Source organism: Variovorax paradoxus, assembly GCF_030815855.1.
Lineage (GTDB): Bacteria > Pseudomonadota > Gammaproteobacteria > Burkholderiales > Burkholderiaceae_C > Variovorax > Variovorax paradoxus_M.
Genome location: NZ_JAUSXG010000001.1, coordinates 4527260 through 4547057 on the forward strand (window position 1 = coordinate 4527260; position 19798 = coordinate 4547057).

Sequence of the window (19798 nt, forward strand, 5' to 3'; positions counted from 1 at the left end):
GTCCCCCTGCGACAATCGGGCAATGCCTTTCGCCCCATTGCAAAACGACACTTTCCTGCGGGCCTGCTGGCGCCAGGCCACCGATCACACCCCCGTCTGGCTCATGCGCCAGGCCGGACGCTACCTGCCCGAGTACGTGGCCACCCGCGCCAAGGCCGGCAGCTTCATGGGGCTGGCGACCAACACCGACTACGCCACCGAAGTCACGCTGCAGCCGCTCGCGCGCTATCCGCTCGATGCGGCCATTCTTTTTTCCGACATCCTCACGGTGCCTGACGCCATGGGCCTGGGCCTCTCGTTCGAGGCCGGCGAAGGCCCCCGCTTCGCGCGCCCGGTGCGCGACGAAGCCGCCGTTTCGGCGCTCGAAGTGCCCGACATGGCCAAGCTGCGCTACGTGTTCGACGCCGTGGCGTCGATCCGCAAGGCGCTCGACGGACGCGTACCCCTCATCGGCTTTTCGGGCAGCCCCTGGACGCTGGCCTGCTACATGGTCGAAGGCGCAGGTTCCAGCGACTACCGCCTCGTGAAGAGCATGCTCTACAGCCGCCCCGACCTGATGCACCGCCTGCTCGCGGTCAACGCCGATTCCGTGGCCACCTACCTCAATGCACAGATCGACGCCGGCGCGCAGGCCGTGATGATTTTCGACAGCTGGGGCGGCGTGCTGGCCGACGGCGCGTTCCAGGAATTCAGCCTCGCTTACACAGCCCGCGTATTGGCCGGCCTGAAGCGCACCGGCGCCGACGGCCAGCCGGTGCCGCGCATCGTGTTCACCAAGGGCGGCGGCTTGTGGCTCGACGCCATGCGCGCGCTCGACTGCGAAGTGCTCGGCGTCGACTGGACCGTGAACCTCTCGGCCGCGCGGCGCCTAGTCGGCGAAGGCGCCGATAGCAACGCCAAGGCCCTGCAAGGCAACATCGACCCTAACGTGCTGTTCGCGCCGCCCGCCCAGATCGAGGCCGAGGTGGCGAAAGTGCTGCAGGCTTTCGGCAGGCCGCACACCGGCCCTGCGCAAGGCCCGACCCATATTTTCAACCTGGGCCACGGCATCAGCCAGTTCACGCCGCCGGACCACGTGGCGGCGCTGGTGCAGGCGGTGCACGCACAATCGCGCGCCTTGCGCGGTTGAAACTGTTGCGCGGCAGGCCGACGCGACAACGCAACTGGTTTCCTCCGAAAAGCAGGTTGCAGCTGTTTGTCAAGCCCAAAAAAGGTGTAGGAGGCCCGACTTATGCACAAAACACGTGCTGCACTGCGCAAGATTATCTGAAGCAGCTCGTTCTTTGCTCCTAAACCAGTAGCGCCCGTAAGTCGTTGATTTATATAGGATTTGAACTTTGCTTTTTTTGAGGGCAATCCAGTCAGACGCTTGATTTTCAAGGCTCCGCAGCGTGTCGAGCCCGGTTGTCAACAAAGTTATCCACAGAAACTCTGGATGGCGCCCAAAGCACTGAAAAATCAACGACTTAAGTGGTTTTGCTCAAAGTCGCATTAACAAACCTTGCCAACGAGGACGCCCATCTCCACCGCCAGCCCGACCCCGGAAACGGCAGCCACTTCGCCGGGCAGCCCCGCCGCGCCGGCGAGCGCGCCCGCCACGATGGCCTGGCGGCTCGACATCGCCGTGCAGACACCGGCGCATGCCGCGCTCGGCGACCTGCTGAGCTATGCCGGCTCGGCACCGCTCGCGCCCGGCACGCTGGTGCGGGTGCCGCTGGGCCGGCGCGAGGTGCTGGGCGTGGTCTGGAACGAGCCCAGCTCGCTGGACGGCGCCGCGCCCGACATGGCGCTCAAGCCCGTGGGCGCGGCGCTCGACGCGCTGGCACCGCTGGGCGAAGCCTGGCGCGACCTGGTCGCCTTTGCCGCGCGCTACTACCAGCGTTCGATCGGCGAAATCGCGCTGGCCGCCTTGCCGCCGCAATTGCGCGACCTCACGACGACCCAGCTGGCCCGCCGGCTCAAGCGCAAGACGACGATCGGGCCGGTGGCCGAAACGGCCGAAGCCGCCAACCTGATCGCGCTGAGCCCGGAGCAGACAGCCGCGCTGGCCCGCATCGAAGCTGAAACGGGCACCTTCCTGCTGGTCGGCAGCACCGGCAGCGGCAAGACCGAGGTCTACCTGCGCTGCGTGGCCGATTTGCTCGCGGGCGATGCCGCCGCCCAGGCGCTGGTGATGGTGCCCGAGATCAACCTGACGCCGCAGCTCGAAGCGCGCTTCAAGGCGCGTTTCGGCGACGACGCGGTGGTGTCGCTGCACAGCGGCATGACCAACCCGCAGCGGCTCGCAAGCTGGCTCGCGGCGCACAGCGGCGCGGCGCGCATCGTGCTGGGCACGCGCATGGCGGTGTTCGCGTCGATGCCGGGGCTGAAGCTCGTCGTGGTCGACGAGGAGCACGACCCCAGCTACAAGCAGCAGGAAGGCGCGCGGTATTCGGCGCGCGACCTCGCCGTATGGCGCGGCCAGCGCGAGGGCGCGAAAGTGATCCTGGGCTCGGCCACACCCTCGCTCGAAAGCTGGCACCAGAGCCGTCCCGCCGAGGGCGAAGACCCGGGCGGGCGCTACGTGCGGCTCGCCATGCCCTCGCGCATCGGCGCGGGCGAGCTGCCCGCGGTGCGGCTGGTCGACATGAACCTGCAGCCGCCCAAGACCGTGCTCTCGGGCGCGCTGCTCGACGCCATCGGCCAGCGCATCGCGCGCGGAGAGCAAAGCATGGTGTTCCTGAACCGCCGCGGCTACGCGCCGGTGCTGGCCTGCGCCGATTGCGGATGGAAGAGCGAATGCCCGCACTGCAGCGCCTACCGGGTGTTCCACAAGATCGACCGCACGCTGCGCTGCCACCACTGCGGCTTCACCGAGCGCGTGCCGCGCGCCTGCCCCGCCTGCGGCAACCCCGACATCGCGCCGGTCGGCCGCGGCACCGAGCGTCTCGAGGAGCACCTGGCCGAACTGTTCACCGCGGTGAAGCGCCCCGACGGCAGCGCCGTGCGCATTGCGCGCATCGACGCCGACAGCACCAAGAAGCAGGGCGCGCTCGAATCGCAGCTCGCGGCTGTGCACTCGGGCGAGGTCGATGTGCTGGTCGGCACGCAGATGATCGCCAAGGGGCACGACTTCCGGCGCATCACGCTGGTGGCCGCTGTGAACCCCGACGGCGCACTGTTCTCCAGCGACTTTCGCGCGCCCGAGCGGCTGTTCAGCCTGCTGATGCAGTCGGCCGGCCGCGCGGGCCGCGACGCCGCCTACCTGGCGGCGCAAGGTGCCACGGCCGAAATGTGGATCCAGACGCACCATGCGCCGCACCCGCTCTTTGCCGCCCTCCGAAAGCACGATTACGCGGCCTTCGCGCGGCAGCAACTCGAGGAACGCGCGGCCGCCGGCATGCCGCCGTTCGCGTTCCAGGCGCTGCTGCGGGCCGATGCGCGCACGCAGGAGGCCGCGCAGGCGTTCCTGAATGCGGCGAGCGCCGCGGCGGACGAACTCGAAGGCGCCGACCGCGTCGTGCGCTATCCCGCGGTGCCGCTGGCCATTCAGCGCGTGGCCAACGTGGAGCGGGCGCAGATGCTGATCGAGAGCCCTTCGCGCGCTGCGCTGCAACGCCTGCTGGCCGCTTGGCAACCGTTGCTGCACGCGTTGCGGCGCACGCCCGAAGGCAAGGGCGTGATCCGCTGGCTGGTCGACGTCGATCCGCACAGCATTTGAGGCGGCCTCGTACCGAGGCCGGCCTTTGTCAGTGGTGCAGGCCCGCGGGCTCCTTGCCCATGTCGACGTAGCGCAGCTCGCTGCTGCGCCGCCGAGCGATGCTTCCAGGCCATGCGAACACCACCAGGCTCAAGGCGCCCAACGCGAGCGACGTGGCGGTGCCGAGGGTGTCGGCGTGCCACAACCAGCCCACGCTGGCGACCCAGGCCAGCCACAGCAGAATACGAACAAGTATTGCCATAGTGCCCCCATACATACTTTGATTTGCAAACACTTTAGCAGTGTTTTGAAAACACAAGCACTCATCTGGAGTGATAGCGATAGCTATGGCTTATGGCCTACACGGGAATCAGAAATAATCTGAAAAAGCGGTTGACTGCATGCCCGTCAGCTATTCAAGCTGTCACAGCGCGGGCCCGTTCCGGCGTCGCGCGTCAAGCAAGAACGCTGGTCGCCAGGGGTTGCCGTGAAACTGCCTTCATCTCTCGGTTGGGCTCTTTTTTTCGCATGTTTCGCGTGCTCGGCGGCTGAACTCGAACTGCAGGGCAGCCGGCTGGTGGTGTCGGGCATGCTCGACGGCACGGCCATCAAGACCTTTACCGAGCATCTGGACAAAGGCACGGTGCGCACCGTGGTGTTCGAGGACTCGTTCGGCGGTACCGCCGAGGCCGCCGGCGCCTTTGCCGACGCCATCCGCTCGAGCGGCGTGGAAACCGAAATTCGCGGCCAGTGCCTGGCCGCCTGCGCCTACGCCTTTCTCGCCGGCAAGACACATCGTTTCGGTGATGGCTTTCAAGTGAATGGCGTGCTGCTGCCAGTGGCCGCCAAGCCCACCGCCTCTGAACTGGCAATGCGATGGCGCGGCGGCGAAGTTCACAAGACGCTGGCCGAATTCTCGCCCGCCTCCGCCACCAGCGCGCCTCCCGCCGGCACCACCGAACTCGGCGCCGGGGCGGTCAAGGACAACTGGCAGCCCGATCACGGCGTGCTCTTCACGGCCAGCCCTACGCTGTTCGGCCGCATCTACAACGCGTTCTACTGCGACGGCACGCAGGGCCGCGACTTCTCGAAATGCGAACGCCTGTCGGATGCCGATCCGTTCAAGCTCGGTGTACTGACGCCCTGACACCCTGAAGCAGCGGCGCCACGCGGTGGGCCGGTTCAGCGCAGCACGCCCACGGCCAGCGGAAAACTGAAGAAGGTCGCCACCGTCGTCCACAGGATGATGCGTGCAATGCGGCCGTTGTCGGCGCCAAAGCGCTCGGCCAGCATCGACACGTTGCTGGCGCTCGGCAGCGCCGCCACCAGCACGATGACCACCAGCGCCGAAGAAGAGAGCGGCAGCCCGAGCGCGATGGCGCCCTGCCCCAGCGCCCAGACCAAGAGCGGATGCACGAGCAGCTTGACGCCGACCACCGGCAGCACGTCGGCCAGCGGCGCCTTGCGCGGAAGCGCCGACTTCGTTCCCATGGCCGCGGCCACCGCGGCGCTGGCGCCGTGCCCGCGCGCGAGCAAGGCCGAACGCGCCAACACCGCGCCGATGGTGAAAAGCGCCACCGGTGAAGCCGCATCGGCCAGCATGGCCACGGTGCGCTCCACGGGCCCCGGCAAGCGCCACCGCGCAGCCGACAGCAGCACGCCCAGCAGGATCGACCACGGCATCGGATTGACCAGCACACCGCGCAGCGCCTGGCGCGCCGCCTGCCGTGCGCCGCGGTGTCCGGCACCGCCGCCGGCCCCGTCGAGCCGCGACAGCGCAATGCACAGCGACGAGGTCACGACCAGGTCGAAGGCGATGGTGATGATCATCGGCCCCGCCGCCTGCGCGCCCAGCAGCGCCACCAGGAGCGGCACGCCCATGAACCCGGTGTTCGGAAAGGCCGCCACGAGCGCACCGAATGCGCCGTCGTTCCAGCCGATGCGCGGGTTGCGGGTAAAGACGACCACGCCCGCCACCACGGCCAGCGCGCTCACGCCCCAGACCAGTGCCACGCTGCCGTCGAGCAATTGCCCGATCGGGGTTCCGGCACCGAATCGCAACAACATGCAAGGCAGTGCGAAATACAGCACGAAGGTGTTGAGGCCCGGAATTGCGTCGAGCGGCAGGATGCGGGCACGCGCGGCGCCATAGCCGGCGGCGATCAGCGCGAAGAAAGGAAAGGTTACGAGAAATACAGGCAGCACGGCCCGATTGTCGTTGCGTCCCGCATCGTGAACTCTGGAGCGGTTCCAGAAAGCTGCGCCCCGTATCATTGCCCGCTTTGCGCCTGCCGTTCCTCTGCGGCTTTCTGTTCCCACTCCCCATGTCTTCCGGTCTCAATCTCGCGCAACAAGAAGCGGTCAATTACCTGCACGGCCCCTGCCTCGTGCTCGCGGGTGCGGGCTCGGGCAAGACGCGCGTCATCACGCACAAGATCGGCCGGCTCATCCAGGCCGGGCTGGAGCCCAAGCGCATTGCGGCCATCACCTTCACGAACAAGGCCGCGAGCGAAATGCGCGAACGCGCCAAGGGGTTGATCGGGCGCGATGCGCGGAATGTGGTGATCTGCACCTTCCACGCGCTGGGCGTGCGCATGATGCGGGAAGACGGCGCCGTGCTGGGCCTGAAGCCCGCCTTCAGCATTCTCGACAGCGACGACGTCACCAAGATTTTGAAGGACGCGGGCGGCACCACCGACACGGCCACCGCGCGCATCTGGCAGTGGACCATCAGCAAGTGGAAGAACATGGGCCTGAACGCCGCACAGGCCGAGGCCGCCGCGGTGGACGACAACGAGCGCATCACCGCGCGCATCATGGCGCGCTACGAAGAGCGGCTCACGGCGTACCAGAGCGTCGATTTCGACGACCTCATCGGCATGCCGCTCAAGCTGCTGCGCGACTTCGACGAGGTGCGCACCAAGTGGCAATCCACGCTGGGCCACATCCTGGTGGACGAATACCAGGACACCAACGCCACGCAATATGAAGTGCTGAAGGCGCTGGCCGGCGAGCGCGGCCGCTTCACCGCGGTGGGCGACGACGACCAGTCGATCTACGGCTGGCGGGGCGCCACGCTCGACAACCTGCGCAAGCTGCCGGTCGACTATCCGACCCTGAAGGTGATCAAGCTCGAGCAGAACTACCGCTCCACCAGCGCGATTCTTCGGGCGGCCAACAACGTGATCGGCCCCAACCCCAAGCTGTTCCCGAAGACGCTCTTCTCGGAGCTGGGCGAAGGCGAGCCGGTGCGCATCGTCGATGCCGACTCCGAGGCGCACGAGGCCGAGCGCGCGGTGGCGCGCATCGCCAGCCTGCGCGCGGGCGACGTGACCAGTCAGGGCAAGCAGTACAAGGAATTTCGCGACTTCGCCATTCTTTACCGTGCCAACCACCAGGCGCGCGTGTTCGAGCAGGCGCTGCGCAAGGCGCAGATTCCCTACAAGGTGTCGGGCGGCCAGAGCTTTTTCGACCGCGCCGAAATCAAGGACCTGTGCGGCTGGTTCCGCCTGTGGGTCAACAACGACGACGACCCGGCCTTCCTGCGCGCCATCACGACACCCAAGCGCGGCATCGGCCACACCACGCTGGCCAGCCTCGGCACCTTCGCCAGCCAGTACAAGCTGAGCCTGTTCGAGGCGCTCTTCAGCCCGTCGCTGCCGAGCGTGATGCCCAAGCGCACGCTCGAAGGCATTCACGAGTTCGGCCGCTACATCAACGACCTGGAATACCGCGCGCGCCGCACCATGGGCGCTGAGGATTCGCGCACCTTCATGCTCGACTGGCTGAAGGAGATCGACTACGAGAAGCATCTCTACGACGGCGAAGACAGCGAGCAGGCCGCGGCCGCGCGCTGGACCAACGTGCTGGAGTTCGTCGACTGGATGTCGCAGCGCGCCGGCGGCACCATCGACGATGCCTCGGGCGCCGACAACAACGTCGAGACCGAACGCAAGAGCCTGCTCGAAGTGGCGCAGACCATCTCGCTGCTGTCGACCATCAGCGAGCGCGAGCAGGACCAGAACGTGGTCACGCTCTCGACGCTGCATGCCTCCAAGGGCCTCGAGTGGCCGCACGTGATGCTGATCGGTGTGACCGAGGGCCTCCTGCCGTTCAAGCTCGAAGACGACAACGGCCGCCAGTTGAAGGTGAGCGACGAGACGCTGCAGCGGCTGCAGGAAGAACGCCGCCTCATGTACGTGGGCATCACGCGCGCGCAGCGCAGCCTGGCGGTGAGCTGGACCAAGAAGCGCAAGCAGGGCCGCGAGATGGTGCCGTGCGTGCCGAGCCGCTTCATCGCCGAGATGGGCCTGGACAAGACCACGACCCGCGAAGACCCGCGCGAAAAGCTCAAGGCGCTGCGCGCCGAATTCGCGCGCAAGGCGCAGGACAGTGCCGCAGCTGCAGCGGCGGCCGCTTCCGCACCATGAAAGCGGCGGCCGCTCTTCTTTCGCTGGCAGCGCTGTGCAGCGCATGCGCGGGCCCCGCGGCCCAGGGCACAGCCCAGCCCGGGTGCCCCGCCACCGCACGGGATCTGCCCATCGAGGCGCTGTATGGCCCCTGGAAGGCACGCTTCGACGGCCTCCCGGATGCGGCTTCGGTCGTGCTCGACAAGCACCCCGAGTACGCGGGCGTGCGCGGCACCATCACGCGCGCACCGGCCGCTCCATCGGCGGGCGCATCGGTGGCCCAGCTCGCGGGCGACGTGGACGACGAGGGCGTGCTCGCGATCGACGAATCGCTCGACGGGCGCAGCATCAGCGGCGTGTGGTCGGGCACGCTGCAGCCGGACTCCTGCGGCCGCGAGTTCAGGGGCACCTGGCGCAACGCCGCCGACGACAGCACACATCCCTTCACTCTGAAAAAGACGGAACGGACCGCACACCCATGAACGCAATCCATCTACGCACCTCCTTTGCCGCGGGCCTGCTGCTGGCACCCGGCCTCTTCGCGCCGTCATCGGCCAACGCGCAGGCCGTTGACAAACCGCGCAGTCCGCTGGCCGACGCGCAGCTGACCTGGCAGCAATGCGCCGCGCTCGGCAACAGCAACGAAGCCCGGCTGGCCTGCTTCGACCGCTGGGCGCAGCAGCAGACGCTGCCTTCGGTGTCGGTGCCCGTGGCGCCGCCGGTGCTGGCAAGCACGCAGCCCGCGCCGCCGGTGGACGGCTCCATGCCGGCCACCCGCGTGGTGTCGGTCGCCACCAGCGAAGGCTGCCGCGACCGGCAGTATTCGGCGCTGTCGCGCTTCTGGGAGCTCGAGAACGGCACCGACTGCGGCACCTTCACCTTCCGCGGCTACCGTCCGTTGAACGTGTCGGCCTCGGCCGCCACCAGCAAGCCCGATACGCCCACCTCGCCCTCCGAAGGCCACACCGCCTCCCCGGTGGCCTACCAGGCCAACGAAATGCGCATCGGCCTGTCGGTGCGGACCAAGATCGCGCAGGGCCTGCTCACCCAGAACGATCCGATCAAGAAAGACTCGCTCTGGTTTGCGTATTCGCAGCAGTCGACCTGGCAGCTGTTCAACGGTTCGATCTCGCGGCCCTTCCGCACCACCGACCACGAACCCGAGCTGATGTATGTCTACCCGCTCGACTTCAAGCTGCCCGGCGACTGGCGCTGGCGCTATGCGGGCGTGGGCCTGGTGCACCAGTCGAACGGCCAGAGCCTGCCGCTGTCGCGCAGCTGGAACCGCGTCTACCTGATGGGCGGGGCCGAGCTGGACGACCGCTTCAGCATCACCGGACGCATCTGGCAGCGGCTGTCGGAAAGCACGGCGAAGGACGACAACCCCGACATCTCGAACTACATCGGCCGCGCCGAAGTCACGGGCCGCTGGAACTTCAACCGCGACAACACCCTTGCTCTCACGGTGCGCAACAACCTGCGCGACAGCGGCCGCGGCTCGGTCCGGCTCGAGTGGCTCAAGGCCATCGGCGATCCGACCACCAGCAACCTGCGCTTCCATACGCAGCTGTTCCACGGCTATGGCGACACGCTGGTGGACTACAACCGGAAGCGCACGGTGCTGAGCATCGGCCTGAGCCTGGTGGACTTTTAATTCGCTCCGATGAATGCACAGAAAGGTTCGTGTCATGAATGCTGGTGAACTTGCCCCCGTCGACGCCTTGCAGCGCGAGATCATTGCCGCGCTGCATGTCGCACCGGTGTTCGATGCCGCACAGGAGATCGAGCGGCGGATCGGCTTTCTGGCCGGCTACCTGCGCGGCACGGGATTGAAGGCGCTGGTGCTGGGCATCAGCGGCGGCGTCGATTCGCTGGTCGCCGGCTGCCTTGCGCAGCGCGCGGTGGAGCGGCTGCGCGCCGAGGGCCGAGATGCCACGTTCATTGCAATGCGCCTGCCCTACGGCGTGCAGAAGGACGAAGCCGAGGCCCAGCGTTCGCTGGCCGTCATCCGGCCGGACCGCACCCTCACCGTCGACATCCGGCCCGCGGCCGATGGGATGCTCGCCGCGCTGAAGACCGGCGATCTTGTCTTCCGCGACGCAGCCCATGAAGACTTCGTGCTCGGCAACATCAAGGCGCGCCAGCGCATGATCGCGCAGTTCGCGGTGGCCGGCGCGCACGACGGCATCGTCATCGGCACCGACCATGCGGCCGAGGCGTTGATGGGTTTCTTCACCAAGTTCGGCGACGGCGCGGCCGACGTGACACCGCTCACCGGCCTCAGCAAGCGGCGTGTGCGTGCGCTCGCGCAGCAGCTCGGCGCGCCCGATGCGCTGGTGTTCAAGGTGCCCACGGCCGACCTCGAATCGCTCGTGCCGCAAAAGCCCGACGAAGATGCGTTCGGTGTCAGCTACGAGCAGATCGACGACTTTCTCGAAGGCAAGCCCGTGGCCGCCGCGGCGCGCGAGATCATCCTCGCAACGCACCGCAAGAGCGCCCACAAGCGGGCGCTGCCGGTCGAACCGCCGCACCCGGCCTGAGCGTCGGCCTACGCCGTCTTGGAACGGGGCGACTCGAGCAGGCGCTCGAGCAACGCCGAGAGCCTGTCGACGTCCACGGGCTTCGTCAGGTGGGCCCGGAAGCCCGCCTCCAGGCTGGTTTCCCGGTCGCTGGCCTGTCCGTAGCCGGTCACGGCGATCAAGGGCGGCGGGTTGATCATCTCGGCCCGAAGCCGCCGGGCGACTTCATGGCCGTTCAGGTCCGGCAGGCCGATGTCCAGCAGCACGACATCGGGGTCTTGCGCCTTCACGGCTTCGATGGCCGCGAGGCCGCCGTGCGCGACGCTGGACTTGTAGCCCAGCGCCTCCAGCAGCAGCGCCATGGTTTCGGCCGCATCGGTGTTGTCGTCCACCACCAGCACCCGCTGTTCTCCGACCGGCCGGGGCTCCGCCTCGAGCGTGGCCATCGGCGGCTGCGTGGTCTGGAACTGCACCACGAACTCGCTGCCCTCCCCTGGCCTGCCGGTACTGAAGGCACTCACCCGCCCGCCATGCAGCGTGGTCAGCTGCTGCACGAGACTAAGCCCCAGGCCGAGGCCGCCCTGCGTTCTCGCGAGGTTCTGCTCGCCCTGCACGAACAGGTCGAAGATCCGCTGCAAGTCTTTCGGCGGTATGCCGGGCCCGTCGTCGCGCACGCTGATGTCGGCCTCCGTGCCGGCTTCCGAGAGAGAGAGATAGACGTTGCCGCTGTTGTGGGTGAACTTCGCCGCGTTGTGGACCAGATTGCTGACGATCTGGATGACCCGTGCCCTGTCGCCCGAAATCCAGGGGTCGGCCTCCTGGGTCTGCACATGCAAGGTCTGCGACTTGCTCTCGATCAGCGGCCGGATGGCCTCGGTGGCCTCTGCGATGGCATCGCGCAGGCGAACCGGCTTGCTCTCGAGGTGGATCTTGCCGCTCGTGATGCGGCCCACGTCGAGCAGGTCGTCCACCAGCCGGGTCATCTGCCTGAGCTGCCGGCCGATGATGTCGCGGGTATGGGCGATGACCGCCGATTCCGCCTTTTCACGCTTGAGCAGTTCGAGCGCATTCGAGATCGGCGCCAGCGGGTTGCGCAGTTCATGCCCCAGCATGGCGAGGAAGTTCGTCACGCGACGCCCTTCGTCTTCCAGCGCGGTCACGCGGCGCCGCTCCGTCAGGTCGCGCGTGACCTTGGCGAAACCCCGGTGCCGTCCCGTCGCGTCGTGCAGCGCGGTAATGACCACGCTGGCCCAGAACCGGCTGCCGTCCTTCCGGATGCGCCAGCCTTCGTCCTCGAACCGCCCGTCCCGCAGCGCGTTGCGCAGTTCCTGCTCGGGCCAGCCGGCCGCGGCCACTTCGGGCGGATAGAACACGGAGAAGTGCTGCCCGATGATTTCAGAAGCTTCGTAGCCCTTGTTCTTCTGCGCGCCGAGGTTCCAGCTCACGATGTGGCCGCCGGGGTCGAGCATGAAGATCGCATAGTCCTTCACGCCCTCGACCAGCAGCCGGAAGCGCTCCTCGCTCATGCGCAGCATCTCGTCGTGGCGGCGGCGCTCGCTGAGGTCTCTCGCGATCATCGAGAAGCCGCGGACTTCCCCGCCCGTCCCGGTGATCGGCGTGATGACGACGCTGGCCCAGAAGCGCGTGCCGTCGTTGCGCAGGCGCCAGCCTTCTTCTTCCATGTGGCCGGCCTCGCGTGCCACTTGCAGCGCCCGGTCCGGCCGGTTCTGCTCCAGCAGTTCGCTCGGATAGAAAAGGGAAAAGTGCCGTCCGATCGCTTCCGCGGCTTCGTAGCCCTGGAGCTTTCGCGCCCCGTGGTTCCAGCTGATGACGATGCCGCCGGGGTCCAGGACCACAATGGCGTAGTCCGTGACTGCGTCGACCATCAGCCTGAAATCGGCGTCGGTCAGAGTGCGTTGGTTCAGGGGTGCACTCCCACCGCCGTGATCTGCCATTGCTCTTCTTCCTCCAGTGGCCGCGCATCGGTGCAACGGCATGCGGCCCCCGCTTCGGCGGCCGATGCCGACAAGCTTCCGAACCGCAGCGCCACGGGCCTTGTGCCGCGACGGGCGAATGCCGCCAATTTAGGACAGGCGCAGGTACTTTTCGCGTAGGACAAGGCGCAGACCGGACGCGGCGCCCGCCGGATCCCGGGCGGGCTCAGGCGCTGGAAGGCTCCTGGCGCGGCCATGAGGTGCCGCCCGTGGTTTCGGACTTCGACACCGCCATCATGAAACGGTTCTTGCCCTCTTTCTTGGCCGCGTACAACGCCGTGTCGGCGCGTATGAACAAGGATGAAAAATCCTCGTCTTCCTCGGAGAGGGCGACGCCGATGCTGGTCGTCGCCCGCAGGGTGCGGCCCGACAGATGGAAAGCCGGCCGCATTGCGGCCAGTACCTTGGCCGCGACCCCCTGCACCTCGGCCATGCCCGCAACGCCTTCGAGAAGAATCACGAATTCGTCGCCGGCGTAGCGCGCCGCCATGTCGGTCTTGCGCACGCTCTCCTTGAGCCGGCGGCCGAATTCCTTGAGCACCGCGTCGCCGGCCGAATGGCCCAGCGAATCGTTGATCGACTTGAAGTAGTCGATGTCCAGAAACAGCAGGCACACCGGAACCCCCGAGCGGCGGGACCTGGCCATTGCATCGCGCGCATGCTCTTCGAACGACCGGCGGTTCGGCAAGCCCGTGAGTGCATCTTCCCGCGCAAGCGCGTCCAGTTGCTTCTGCTTCTGCTTGAGTTCCGTGACGTCGTTGGCGAGGATATACAGCCCGACGACCTCGCCCTGCGCATTCGTCTGCGGCAGATAGGTGGTCTGCAGGGTTCGTTCGCCGATCAGCAGCCTGGCGGTCTGTTCGAACGACACCACCTCGCCCGCGAAGGCACGCGCCAGAAGCGGCTTGCGCATTTCATAGTGCGCCTCGCCGATGGTCTCCCGGATGTGCCGGTTCATCATCGAAGCCGGCGCCATGCCGAGCCAGGTCTGGTATCTGCCGTTGCAGAAAACCACGCGTTCCTCGAGGTCCAGCTCGGTCATGAGCGCCGGCACGTTGTCGGTCAGTCCGCGCAGGCGCCGCTCGCTCTCGGCGCTGCGCATCTCGGCCTGCTTGCGCTCGGTGATGTCGAAGGTCATTCCATAGAAGCCGCGCACGGTGCCATCGGAACCCAGGTCGGGAATGTAGTGCGACTGGTACCAGTTCTTGTCGATTCCGCGCGCGGGGTCGCCCATTTTCTCGAAGGTGACGGCTTCCCCGGCCAGCACCCGGCGAACATAGGGAGCGACCGCCTCGAAATCTTCGGCGCCGCGCACGTCGGGCAGCGACTGCCCCACCAGTTCGATCCCCTCGAACAGGGCGCGCAAATGCGCATTCACGAACGTGAAACGCAGCGACGCATCCACGTGGGACACCAGCGCGGGCAGGTTGTCCGTGATGGTGCGAACGCGGGTCTCGCCCGCCGCGCGCTCCCGCTCGGCCACCTTCTGGCGCGTGATGTCGAAGGTCATCACGTAGTAGCCCGCCACGCCGTCGGCGCGGATGTCGGGCGCGAGATGGCATTCGAAGAAGCCTTCCTTGCCGTTGCGGTCGTAGGTGCCCTCGGTGCGCGACGGCGTGCCTTGCAGCACCAGCGCGATCTTCGGTACGAGCTGCCGATAGACCGCATCCGGGAGCGACTCCTGCATGGTCATGCGGCCGATATCGGCCTGCGTCCGGCCGCGCATTCCGAGCCCCGCCTTGTTGGCGAAAAGGCAGCGGTTGTCGCGGTCGAAGTAGGCGACGACGGCAGGCAGGTTGTCCGTCACGTCGCGCAGGAATCTTTCGCTCGACTGCACGCGGTCCTGGGACGCCTGGCGCTCCCGCATGAGCGAATCGAAGGCGCGCGAGAGATCGCCGACCTCGTCCCCGGCATGCCCGGAAAATTTCTCCTGCATGGGCGTGTAGTCCGGGAGGGTGCGCGAAACCTGCATGTGTTCGCGGAGGCGGGACAAAGGCGCAAGCTGGGCGCGCACGGTCATGAAGGTGAGCCCGCCCGCCAACAGGGTCAGCAACAGCGCGCCGGCCCATGCGAAGCGTTCGATCTGCTCCACCGGGGCGAAGGCCTCGCTGCGCGGATACATCGCACCCAGCACCCAGTTGGTCTGGCCGATATGCTTGAACGCGTAGAGCGCGTGCACGCCCCTGCGGTTCACCCCTTCGGTCGCTCCTTCGAATCCGGCGACTGCGCGGTCGGTTGCGAAGTTGCGTATGCCGTCGGCGTCGATATGCTGAAGAAGCCGGGACTTGTCGGGGTGGTCGATGATGATGCCGCCGGTGTTCACGATGAACATGTACCCGCTCTTGCCGAATTTCACGCGGGCAAGTTCACCGAGGAAATTGCGTTCGCTGAGCGTGATGAAGGCAGTGATGACATAGGCGATCCGGCCCTGCCGATCGAGCACCGGTTCCGTCATGGCGACTTGCGCCAGCCCGCTGATGCGATTCTTGAAAGGCTGGGAAACAACGCCCGCCCCGGCGGCGATCGTCCGCTGGAAGTAGTCGCGATCCTTGACGTTGATCTTGCCGATCTGCTGCGCGCCGTTCATGTTGGCCACGATCTCGCCGCCGGCATCGACGAAGGCCAGGTTGTCGAAGGCTTCCTTCAGCGAAGACTGATGCTGCACGACAAGGTCTTGCAGCCCTTCCGTGCCGGTGAAATTCTGGCTCTCTACACTGTCGCCGAAAGTCTTGAGCAAGGTGCGTCGGCTCAGGAACTTCTGGTCCACCGCATCGGCGATGTTCGAGATCCGCTCGAACTGCTCGTCGGCAATGGCCGTCTGCATGTCGCGCTTGACGAAGTACAGCGCGGCGCTGGTGATCCCGACCGTGGTGAGCAAGACAATGGCCACCACGCCCGCGGACAAGCGGGCTCGGAGACTGAAACGGCGCAGGTCGAGAACTGGACGCATCGCGTGAACTCGATGGGTCGCCCGCGTCAGTCCGCCATCTCGAGGTCCAGCTGTGCCTCGAACTGGTCGAGCGGCACGGGTTTGCTGAACAGGTAGCCCTGGCACAGCATTTTTCCGTGCGCCTGGAGAAACTCGAACTGCTGCTGCGTCTCGACGCCCTCGGCCACGATTTCGAGCTCCAGGTTCCGGGCCATGCCGATGATCGCCTGGATGATCAACTCGACCTTCGGATCGGTTCCGATGCTCTGCACGAAAAACTTGTCGACCTTGATCTGGTCCAACGGCAATTGCGTCATGTAGGAAAGCGACGAATAACCGGTACCGAAATCGTCCATGGAAAAACGGATGCCCATCGAGGCGAGCAGCTGCATCTTGCTGACCGTTTCCGCCATCTTGTCCTGGAGCAGGCTCTCCGTGAGTTCGAGCTTGAGCTTCGTCGGGTCGGCGCCGGTTCTGCGGAGCACATCGCGGACCCGTTCCGCGAAATCGGCATTGCGGAACTGGCGCGCGCTGACGTTGACCGCCAGCTGCAGGTGCCGGCGCTTCGGATCGTGGTTCCAGCGTCCGAGTTGCGCGCACGCCGTCTCGAGCACCCACATGCCGATGGGCACGATCAGCCCGGTTTCTTCCGCCAGCTCGATGAAGCCGACGGGCGGCACCATGCCACGCTCCGGATGGTGCCAACGGATCAGGACCTCCGCGCCGGCGATATGGCCTTCGGACGTCACCTGGCTCTGGTAGTGCAGGACGAACTGATTGCCCGCCAGCGCCGCGTGCAGCTCGCTCTCCAGCGTTGCGCGGGCCGTGATCGCGGTCTGCATCGCGGCCTCGAAGAAGCGCAATGCATTGCCGCCCGCCGACTTGGCGTAGTACATGGCGATGTCCGCCTGCTTCAGCAGATCTTCCAGCGGCTGGTGCACGGCGCTGAAGACGACGGCCCCGATGCTGCAGGTGCTGTGATATTCGTGGTCCGCGAGCTGGAACGATTCGCTGAGCCCCGCGAGGATGGCTTCGCCCGTCGCGCTGGCCTGCATCGCCGCAACGGCCGGGTCTTCGCTGAGGTTCTCGAGCAGCACCACGAACTCGTCCCCGCCGAGCCGCGCGACCGTGCCGCCATCGCTCAGGTTGTCTTGCAGCCGAACGGCCACCTCCTTCAGCAATGCATCGCCCGTGGCGTGTCCGAGCGCATCGTTGAGTGTCTTGAAATCGTCCAGGTTCAGGAACAGCAGCGCGCCGTACCGCGCGCGGCGGGCATTCGAGTCGACCGCGGCCTGCAGCCGATGGAGCAGGAGCTGCCGGTTCGGCAGGCCCGTCAGGCTGTCATAGAAGGCGAGATGCTCGATCTCGCGGGCGGCCAGCTTGCTTTCGGTGATGTCGCGCAGGATGACGATGAACCGCGCGTCGGCGCCTTCGCCGACCAGCTTGCGCGAAACCGAAATCTCGAACCAGAGCGCGCCTCGGGGCGCCTTGGTTTCGAACTGCCTTCCCGAAGAAAAGCCGAACTCGAATGCATCGCGCAGCGCGACCATGACTTCAGCGGCGGCTTTCGGCGGCAACAGGTCGGACATCAACTTGCCGACCGGCTCTCGCACCTTGATCGAGGGCTTGGGACGGCGCGGCGAATGGAAGCGGTAGCACCGGCCATCGATGCCGGCTTCCAGCAGCACGTCGGGCAGCGCGTCCAGCGTGGCCTGCAATTGCGCCTTGCCTTCGAGAATGTCCGCGAGGTGGCGCCTCCTCTCGGTCACGTTGCGATAGACGCACACCAAGCCACCGTCGGGCGTCGGGCTTTTCACCGCAACGATCGCCTGCCCGTTCGGCAAGGTGAGTTCCTGCTCGCTGTGGGCTTGCAGGTGGCGCGCATTTTGTTCGTCGATGGGCTGGAACGGCACCTGCGGGGCCAGCAGCTTCTCCGCCCAGGGAAAGTAGTCGACGAAGCGGCGGTTCCACGTGACCACCCGGCCGTCGGGGTCGAGCAGCACGAAGCCGTCCGCCATGGATTCGAGCGCCTGGTCCAGCGTGGCCTTGGAGCGCAGCAGGTCCGCCCGGACGCGCCATTGCCGCCACATCTGCGCATGGGCGAAAAAGCTCACGACCAGAATCATCAGCGCAAACGCCAGCGTCGCGCCCAGAATGAAATCGCGCTCGCGGCGCCAATCTTCCAGCGCGGCGTCGAGCGGAATGCTTGCGACGATCAGCAGGTTTCGATGAAGCGTCGGCCTGGCGACGACGATGGCGGGAACGCCGCCGAGCCGCGAGAGCATGCGCCGCGGCTGGCCGTCGCCGGCCTGTTCCGTCAAGGCCGGTTCGATCTTTCGGCCGGCCAGGTCGTCGCGCGGCGGCATGCTGGCCAGCAAGGAGCCGCCCTCGCGCTCCAGCGTGACTTCGAGCCCATCGATATTGGCTCCCTGCGTAAAGATGGTGGTGAGCATCGACACCTGGACTTCGGCAACCGCCACGATCGTGGCGCCGTCTGCGAGCCGAAGCACGCGCGCAAAGTACAGCACCTGCTGCGAGGTCGCCAGGCTGACCGAAGGCGCGCTGATGGACAGCAGGGACCCCGGGCGGTTCAGAACTTCTTTCAGGAAGCCCGGAGGCAGCTGCACCGTCAGCTTCGCTCCTCGCCGGTCGGATGACGCGACCACCGTACCGTCCGGATTCAGGAATGCGACGTACCGGACCAGCAGGCTTTGCCGGACCACGGTTTCGAGCAATTGCGCGGTTCCCGGTTGCGCAATGTCGGCCGCGATGCTGTCTTCGCTGGCGTTCCGCAGGAACTGCCCCATGCCGGCCAGCAGCATGTCCACGGCCAGGAGGCTCCGGTTCAGCGCGGCTTCCGACGTGCCGGCAAAACGCGCGGCCTGGCTCTCGCTGTCGGCAATGGCCTTTTCGTACGTCTGCCACATAGTCAACGCGGCCACCGCAAGGACGGCACCGAGGAACAGCGCCGCAACGCCATAGACGAAGGCGGTGATGCGGCGGGGCAGCGGCTTGTTCACTGGGCGACGGGCGCCTTGATGCCCACGGCGGGGCCGACGGTCTGATCCCAGACCTGTGCACACACGGCCCCGCAGCGCTGCACCCAGCGCGTCAATACGCTCGTGGCGAATATTTCTCGCCTGCGGCGTTCGTCGTTGGAAGAAGGATGTGCCTCGACCATCGCGCCCTTGGTGCCCTTGGTGCATGCCGCAGCACCCGTATTGCATGCGATGCCGTTACCGGTGTCGCGCTCCGATTCGGCCCACACCGCGGCCTCGAGTTTCGGAAGCTCGTTTTTCAACAGATCCTTCAGATCCGGAGGCAGCGCATTCCAGGCGTCCACGTTGGCGCCGAACGCGGCAATGCCCCAGCTGATGGGCATGGTGTAGAGGGCATTGGTGACCTTGTGCAGACCCAGCGTGTTGCCGGACATCGCACCGGTGATGGCGCATTCGGTGTTCTCCGAATTCATGTTGGCCATGAGTTCGGAAAACTCCGTGAAGACCGGCACGGCATCGAGCGCGCGGACGAAATCGGCCTGCGTGCCGCCGGACACGCGAACGCGCCGGCCCGCCAGGTCGGAAAGCTGCTTCATCGGACGCTTGCAGAAGATCACCTGGGGCGGATAGACATACACCGCAAGAAGCTCGACGCCATGGCGCTCGCGCAGCGTCTTTTCGAGATAAGGCCGGAAGGCGGCGATCACCCGCCGCATCGTCGGCATGTCGGGGTTCAGGCCCGCGATGTCCGGCGTACCCAGTTCAGGGTATTCGTTGCTGATCTGGGTCAGCAGCGCGGTGCCGAACGGAATGACGCCCAGCCGCATGAGGTTGAGCATTTCCTGCCCGGGCACGCCTGCCTGATTGAATGGGACGATGCTCGCGCTGTACTTGCCGCCGCTCAGGCGGGCCAGATCGCGGCTCCAGAAGCGTTCTTCGTGAAGCGTGTACTGGCTCACGCTCGCCAGTCCGCCCACGATCCGAAGCCGCGTGGGCGCGGGCTGTTGAGCCTCGCTGTTCAGGGTCGTGAAGGCCAGGACAAGAACGGCAAGACGAGCCCAGAGGGCACATTGCCAAGTGGAAGGTGCTTCGCCGGTCGTCATGCCCCGGATCATGATGCCGATTGTGCCTCCGGTCAGGAATTTTTTACAGAACCGTTCGTTTTCAGTCTCTGCCAACCGGAAAGTCGCGCGCACTCGTTGCGTGCAACGCACAGCGATACCATCGCAAACCCGGACTCGCCGGGTGTCTCATCCAAATTCCAGATCG

General features: G+C 66.4%; 13 protein-coding genes. 7 read left to right on the forward strand and 6 right to left on the reverse strand.

Annotated features, from left to right (window positions below; genetic code table 11):
* Window positions 1–22 precede the first annotated feature (22 nt).
* Together hemE and priA are read left to right on the forward strand one after the other, a co-directional pair.
* A complete protein-coding gene (hemE, locus tag QFZ42_RS21700) occupies window positions 23–1129 on the forward strand; it encodes a uroporphyrinogen decarboxylase (RefSeq protein WP_307702952.1) in 1107 nt (368 codons plus the stop codon).
* 471 nt (window positions 1130–1600) lie between these two features.
* Window positions 1601–3700 (forward strand): replication restart helicase PriA, encoded by a 2100-nt coding sequence (priA, locus tag QFZ42_RS21705; RefSeq protein ID WP_307704284.1) that lies wholly within the window; start codon window positions 1601–1603, stop codon window positions 3698–3700.
* Between the two features lie 28 nt (window positions 3701–3728).
* On the opposite strand, the gene QFZ42_RS21710 is transcribed toward priA, so the two are convergent.
* On the reverse strand, window positions 3729–3941 hold the full coding sequence (locus tag QFZ42_RS21710; protein ID WP_157611880.1) for a hypothetical protein: 213 nt from the start codon (window positions 3939–3941) through the stop codon (window positions 3729–3731).
* Window positions 3942–4166: 225 nt separating this feature from the next.
* Between QFZ42_RS21710 and QFZ42_RS21715 the strand changes: the two genes are divergently transcribed.
* Window positions 4167–4826, forward strand: coding sequence for a hypothetical protein (locus QFZ42_RS21715; protein WP_307702953.1), 660 nt, complete (start codon window positions 4167–4169; stop codon window positions 4824–4826).
* A gap of 35 nt (window positions 4827–4861) precedes the next feature.
* Here the strand turns inward: QFZ42_RS21715 and QFZ42_RS21720 are convergent, their stop codons facing one another.
* A complete protein-coding gene (locus QFZ42_RS21720; RefSeq protein WP_307702954.1) occupies window positions 4862–5884 on the reverse strand; it encodes an AEC family transporter in 1023 nt (340 codons plus the stop codon).
* 119 nt (window positions 5885–6003) lie between these two features.
* Between QFZ42_RS21720 and QFZ42_RS21725 the strand changes: the two genes are divergently transcribed.
* From QFZ42_RS21725 to nadE, 4 genes are read left to right on the forward strand one after another with little or no spacing between them, the layout of a single operon-like run.
* A complete protein-coding gene (locus tag QFZ42_RS21725; RefSeq protein WP_307702955.1) occupies window positions 6004–8109 on the forward strand; it encodes an ATP-dependent helicase in 2106 nt (701 codons plus the stop codon).
* Entirely contained in the window at window positions 8106–8570 is a 465-nt protein-coding gene (locus QFZ42_RS21730; protein ID WP_307702956.1) for a hypothetical protein, read from the forward strand. The genes QFZ42_RS21725 and QFZ42_RS21730 overlap by 4 nt, the downstream gene beginning before the upstream one ends.
* Window positions 8567–9742 (forward strand): phospholipase A, encoded by a 1176-nt coding sequence (locus QFZ42_RS21735; protein WP_307702957.1) that lies wholly within the window; start codon window positions 8567–8569, stop codon window positions 9740–9742. Before QFZ42_RS21730 ends, QFZ42_RS21735 begins: the two co-directional genes overlap by 4 nt.
* Window positions 9743–9776: 34 nt before the next feature.
* The gene (gene nadE / locus QFZ42_RS21740; RefSeq protein WP_307702958.1) at window positions 9777–10628 is read left to right on the forward strand and encodes an ammonia-dependent NAD(+) synthetase; all 852 of its coding nucleotides are present in this window, start codon (window positions 9777–9779) and stop codon (window positions 10626–10628) included.
* 8 nt (window positions 10629–10636) lie between these two features.
* Here the strand turns inward: nadE and QFZ42_RS21745 are convergent, their stop codons facing one another.
* The 4 genes from QFZ42_RS21745 to QFZ42_RS21760 all read right to left on the reverse strand — a co-directional run bounded on the left by QFZ42_RS21745 (window position 10637) and on the right by QFZ42_RS21760 (window position 19632).
* On the reverse strand, window positions 10637–12562 hold the full coding sequence (locus tag QFZ42_RS21745; RefSeq protein ID WP_307702959.1) for a PAS domain-containing hybrid sensor histidine kinase/response regulator: 1926 nt from the start codon (window positions 12560–12562) through the stop codon (window positions 10637–10639).
* A gap of 205 nt (window positions 12563–12767) precedes the next feature.
* Entirely contained in the window at window positions 12768–15551 is a 2784-nt protein-coding gene (locus QFZ42_RS21750) for a sensor domain-containing diguanylate cyclase (protein ID WP_307702960.1), read from the reverse strand.
* A gap of 26 nt (window positions 15552–15577) precedes the next feature.
* Entirely contained in the window at window positions 15578–18550 is a 2973-nt protein-coding gene (locus QFZ42_RS21755) for a bifunctional diguanylate cyclase/phosphodiesterase (protein WP_307702961.1), read from the reverse strand.
* Window positions 18547–19632: a TRAP transporter substrate-binding protein gene (locus QFZ42_RS21760; RefSeq protein ID WP_307702962.1), complete on the reverse strand. Its 1086-nt coding sequence runs from the start codon at window positions 19630–19632 to the stop codon at window positions 18547–18549. The genes QFZ42_RS21755 and QFZ42_RS21760 overlap by 4 nt, the downstream gene beginning before the upstream one ends.
* Window positions 19633–19798 lie beyond the last annotated feature (166 nt).

Excerpts from the sequence above, each read along its gene's own strand:
- QFZ42_RS21730 (WP_307702956.1), top strand. The coding sequence starts at position 8,106 with ATGAAAGCGGCGGCCGCTCTTCTTTCGCTGGCAGCGCTGTGCAGCGCA.
- nadE (WP_307702958.1), top strand. The coding sequence starts at position 9,777 with ATGAATGCTGGTGAACTTGCCCCCGTCGACGCCTTGCAGCGCGAGATC.
- QFZ42_RS21750 (WP_307702960.1), bottom strand. The coding sequence starts at position 15,551 with ATGCGTCCAGTTCTCGACCTGCGCCGTTTCAGTCTCCGAGCCCGCTTG.
- QFZ42_RS21760 (WP_307702962.1), bottom strand. The coding sequence starts at position 19,632 with ATGACGACCGGCGAAGCACCTTCCACTTGGCAATGTGCCCTCTGGGCT.
- QFZ42_RS21735 (WP_307702957.1), top strand. The coding sequence starts at position 8,567 with ATGAACGCAATCCATCTACGCACCTCCTTTGCCGCGGGCCTGCTGCTG.
- QFZ42_RS21710 (WP_157611880.1), bottom strand. The coding sequence starts at position 3,941 with ATGGCAATACTTGTTCGTATTCTGCTGTGGCTGGCCTGGGTCGCCAGC.
- QFZ42_RS21745 (WP_307702959.1), bottom strand. The coding sequence starts at position 12,562 with ATGGCAGATCACGGCGGTGGGAGTGCACCCCTGAACCAACGCACTCTG.
- hemE (WP_307702952.1), top strand. The coding sequence starts at position 23 with ATGCCTTTCGCCCCATTGCAAAACGACACTTTCCTGCGGGCCTGCTGG.
- priA (WP_307704284.1), top strand. The coding sequence starts at position 1,601 with ATGGCCTGGCGGCTCGACATCGCCGTGCAGACACCGGCGCATGCCGCG.
- QFZ42_RS21725 (WP_307702955.1), top strand. The coding sequence starts at position 6,004 with ATGTCTTCCGGTCTCAATCTCGCGCAACAAGAAGCGGTCAATTACCTG.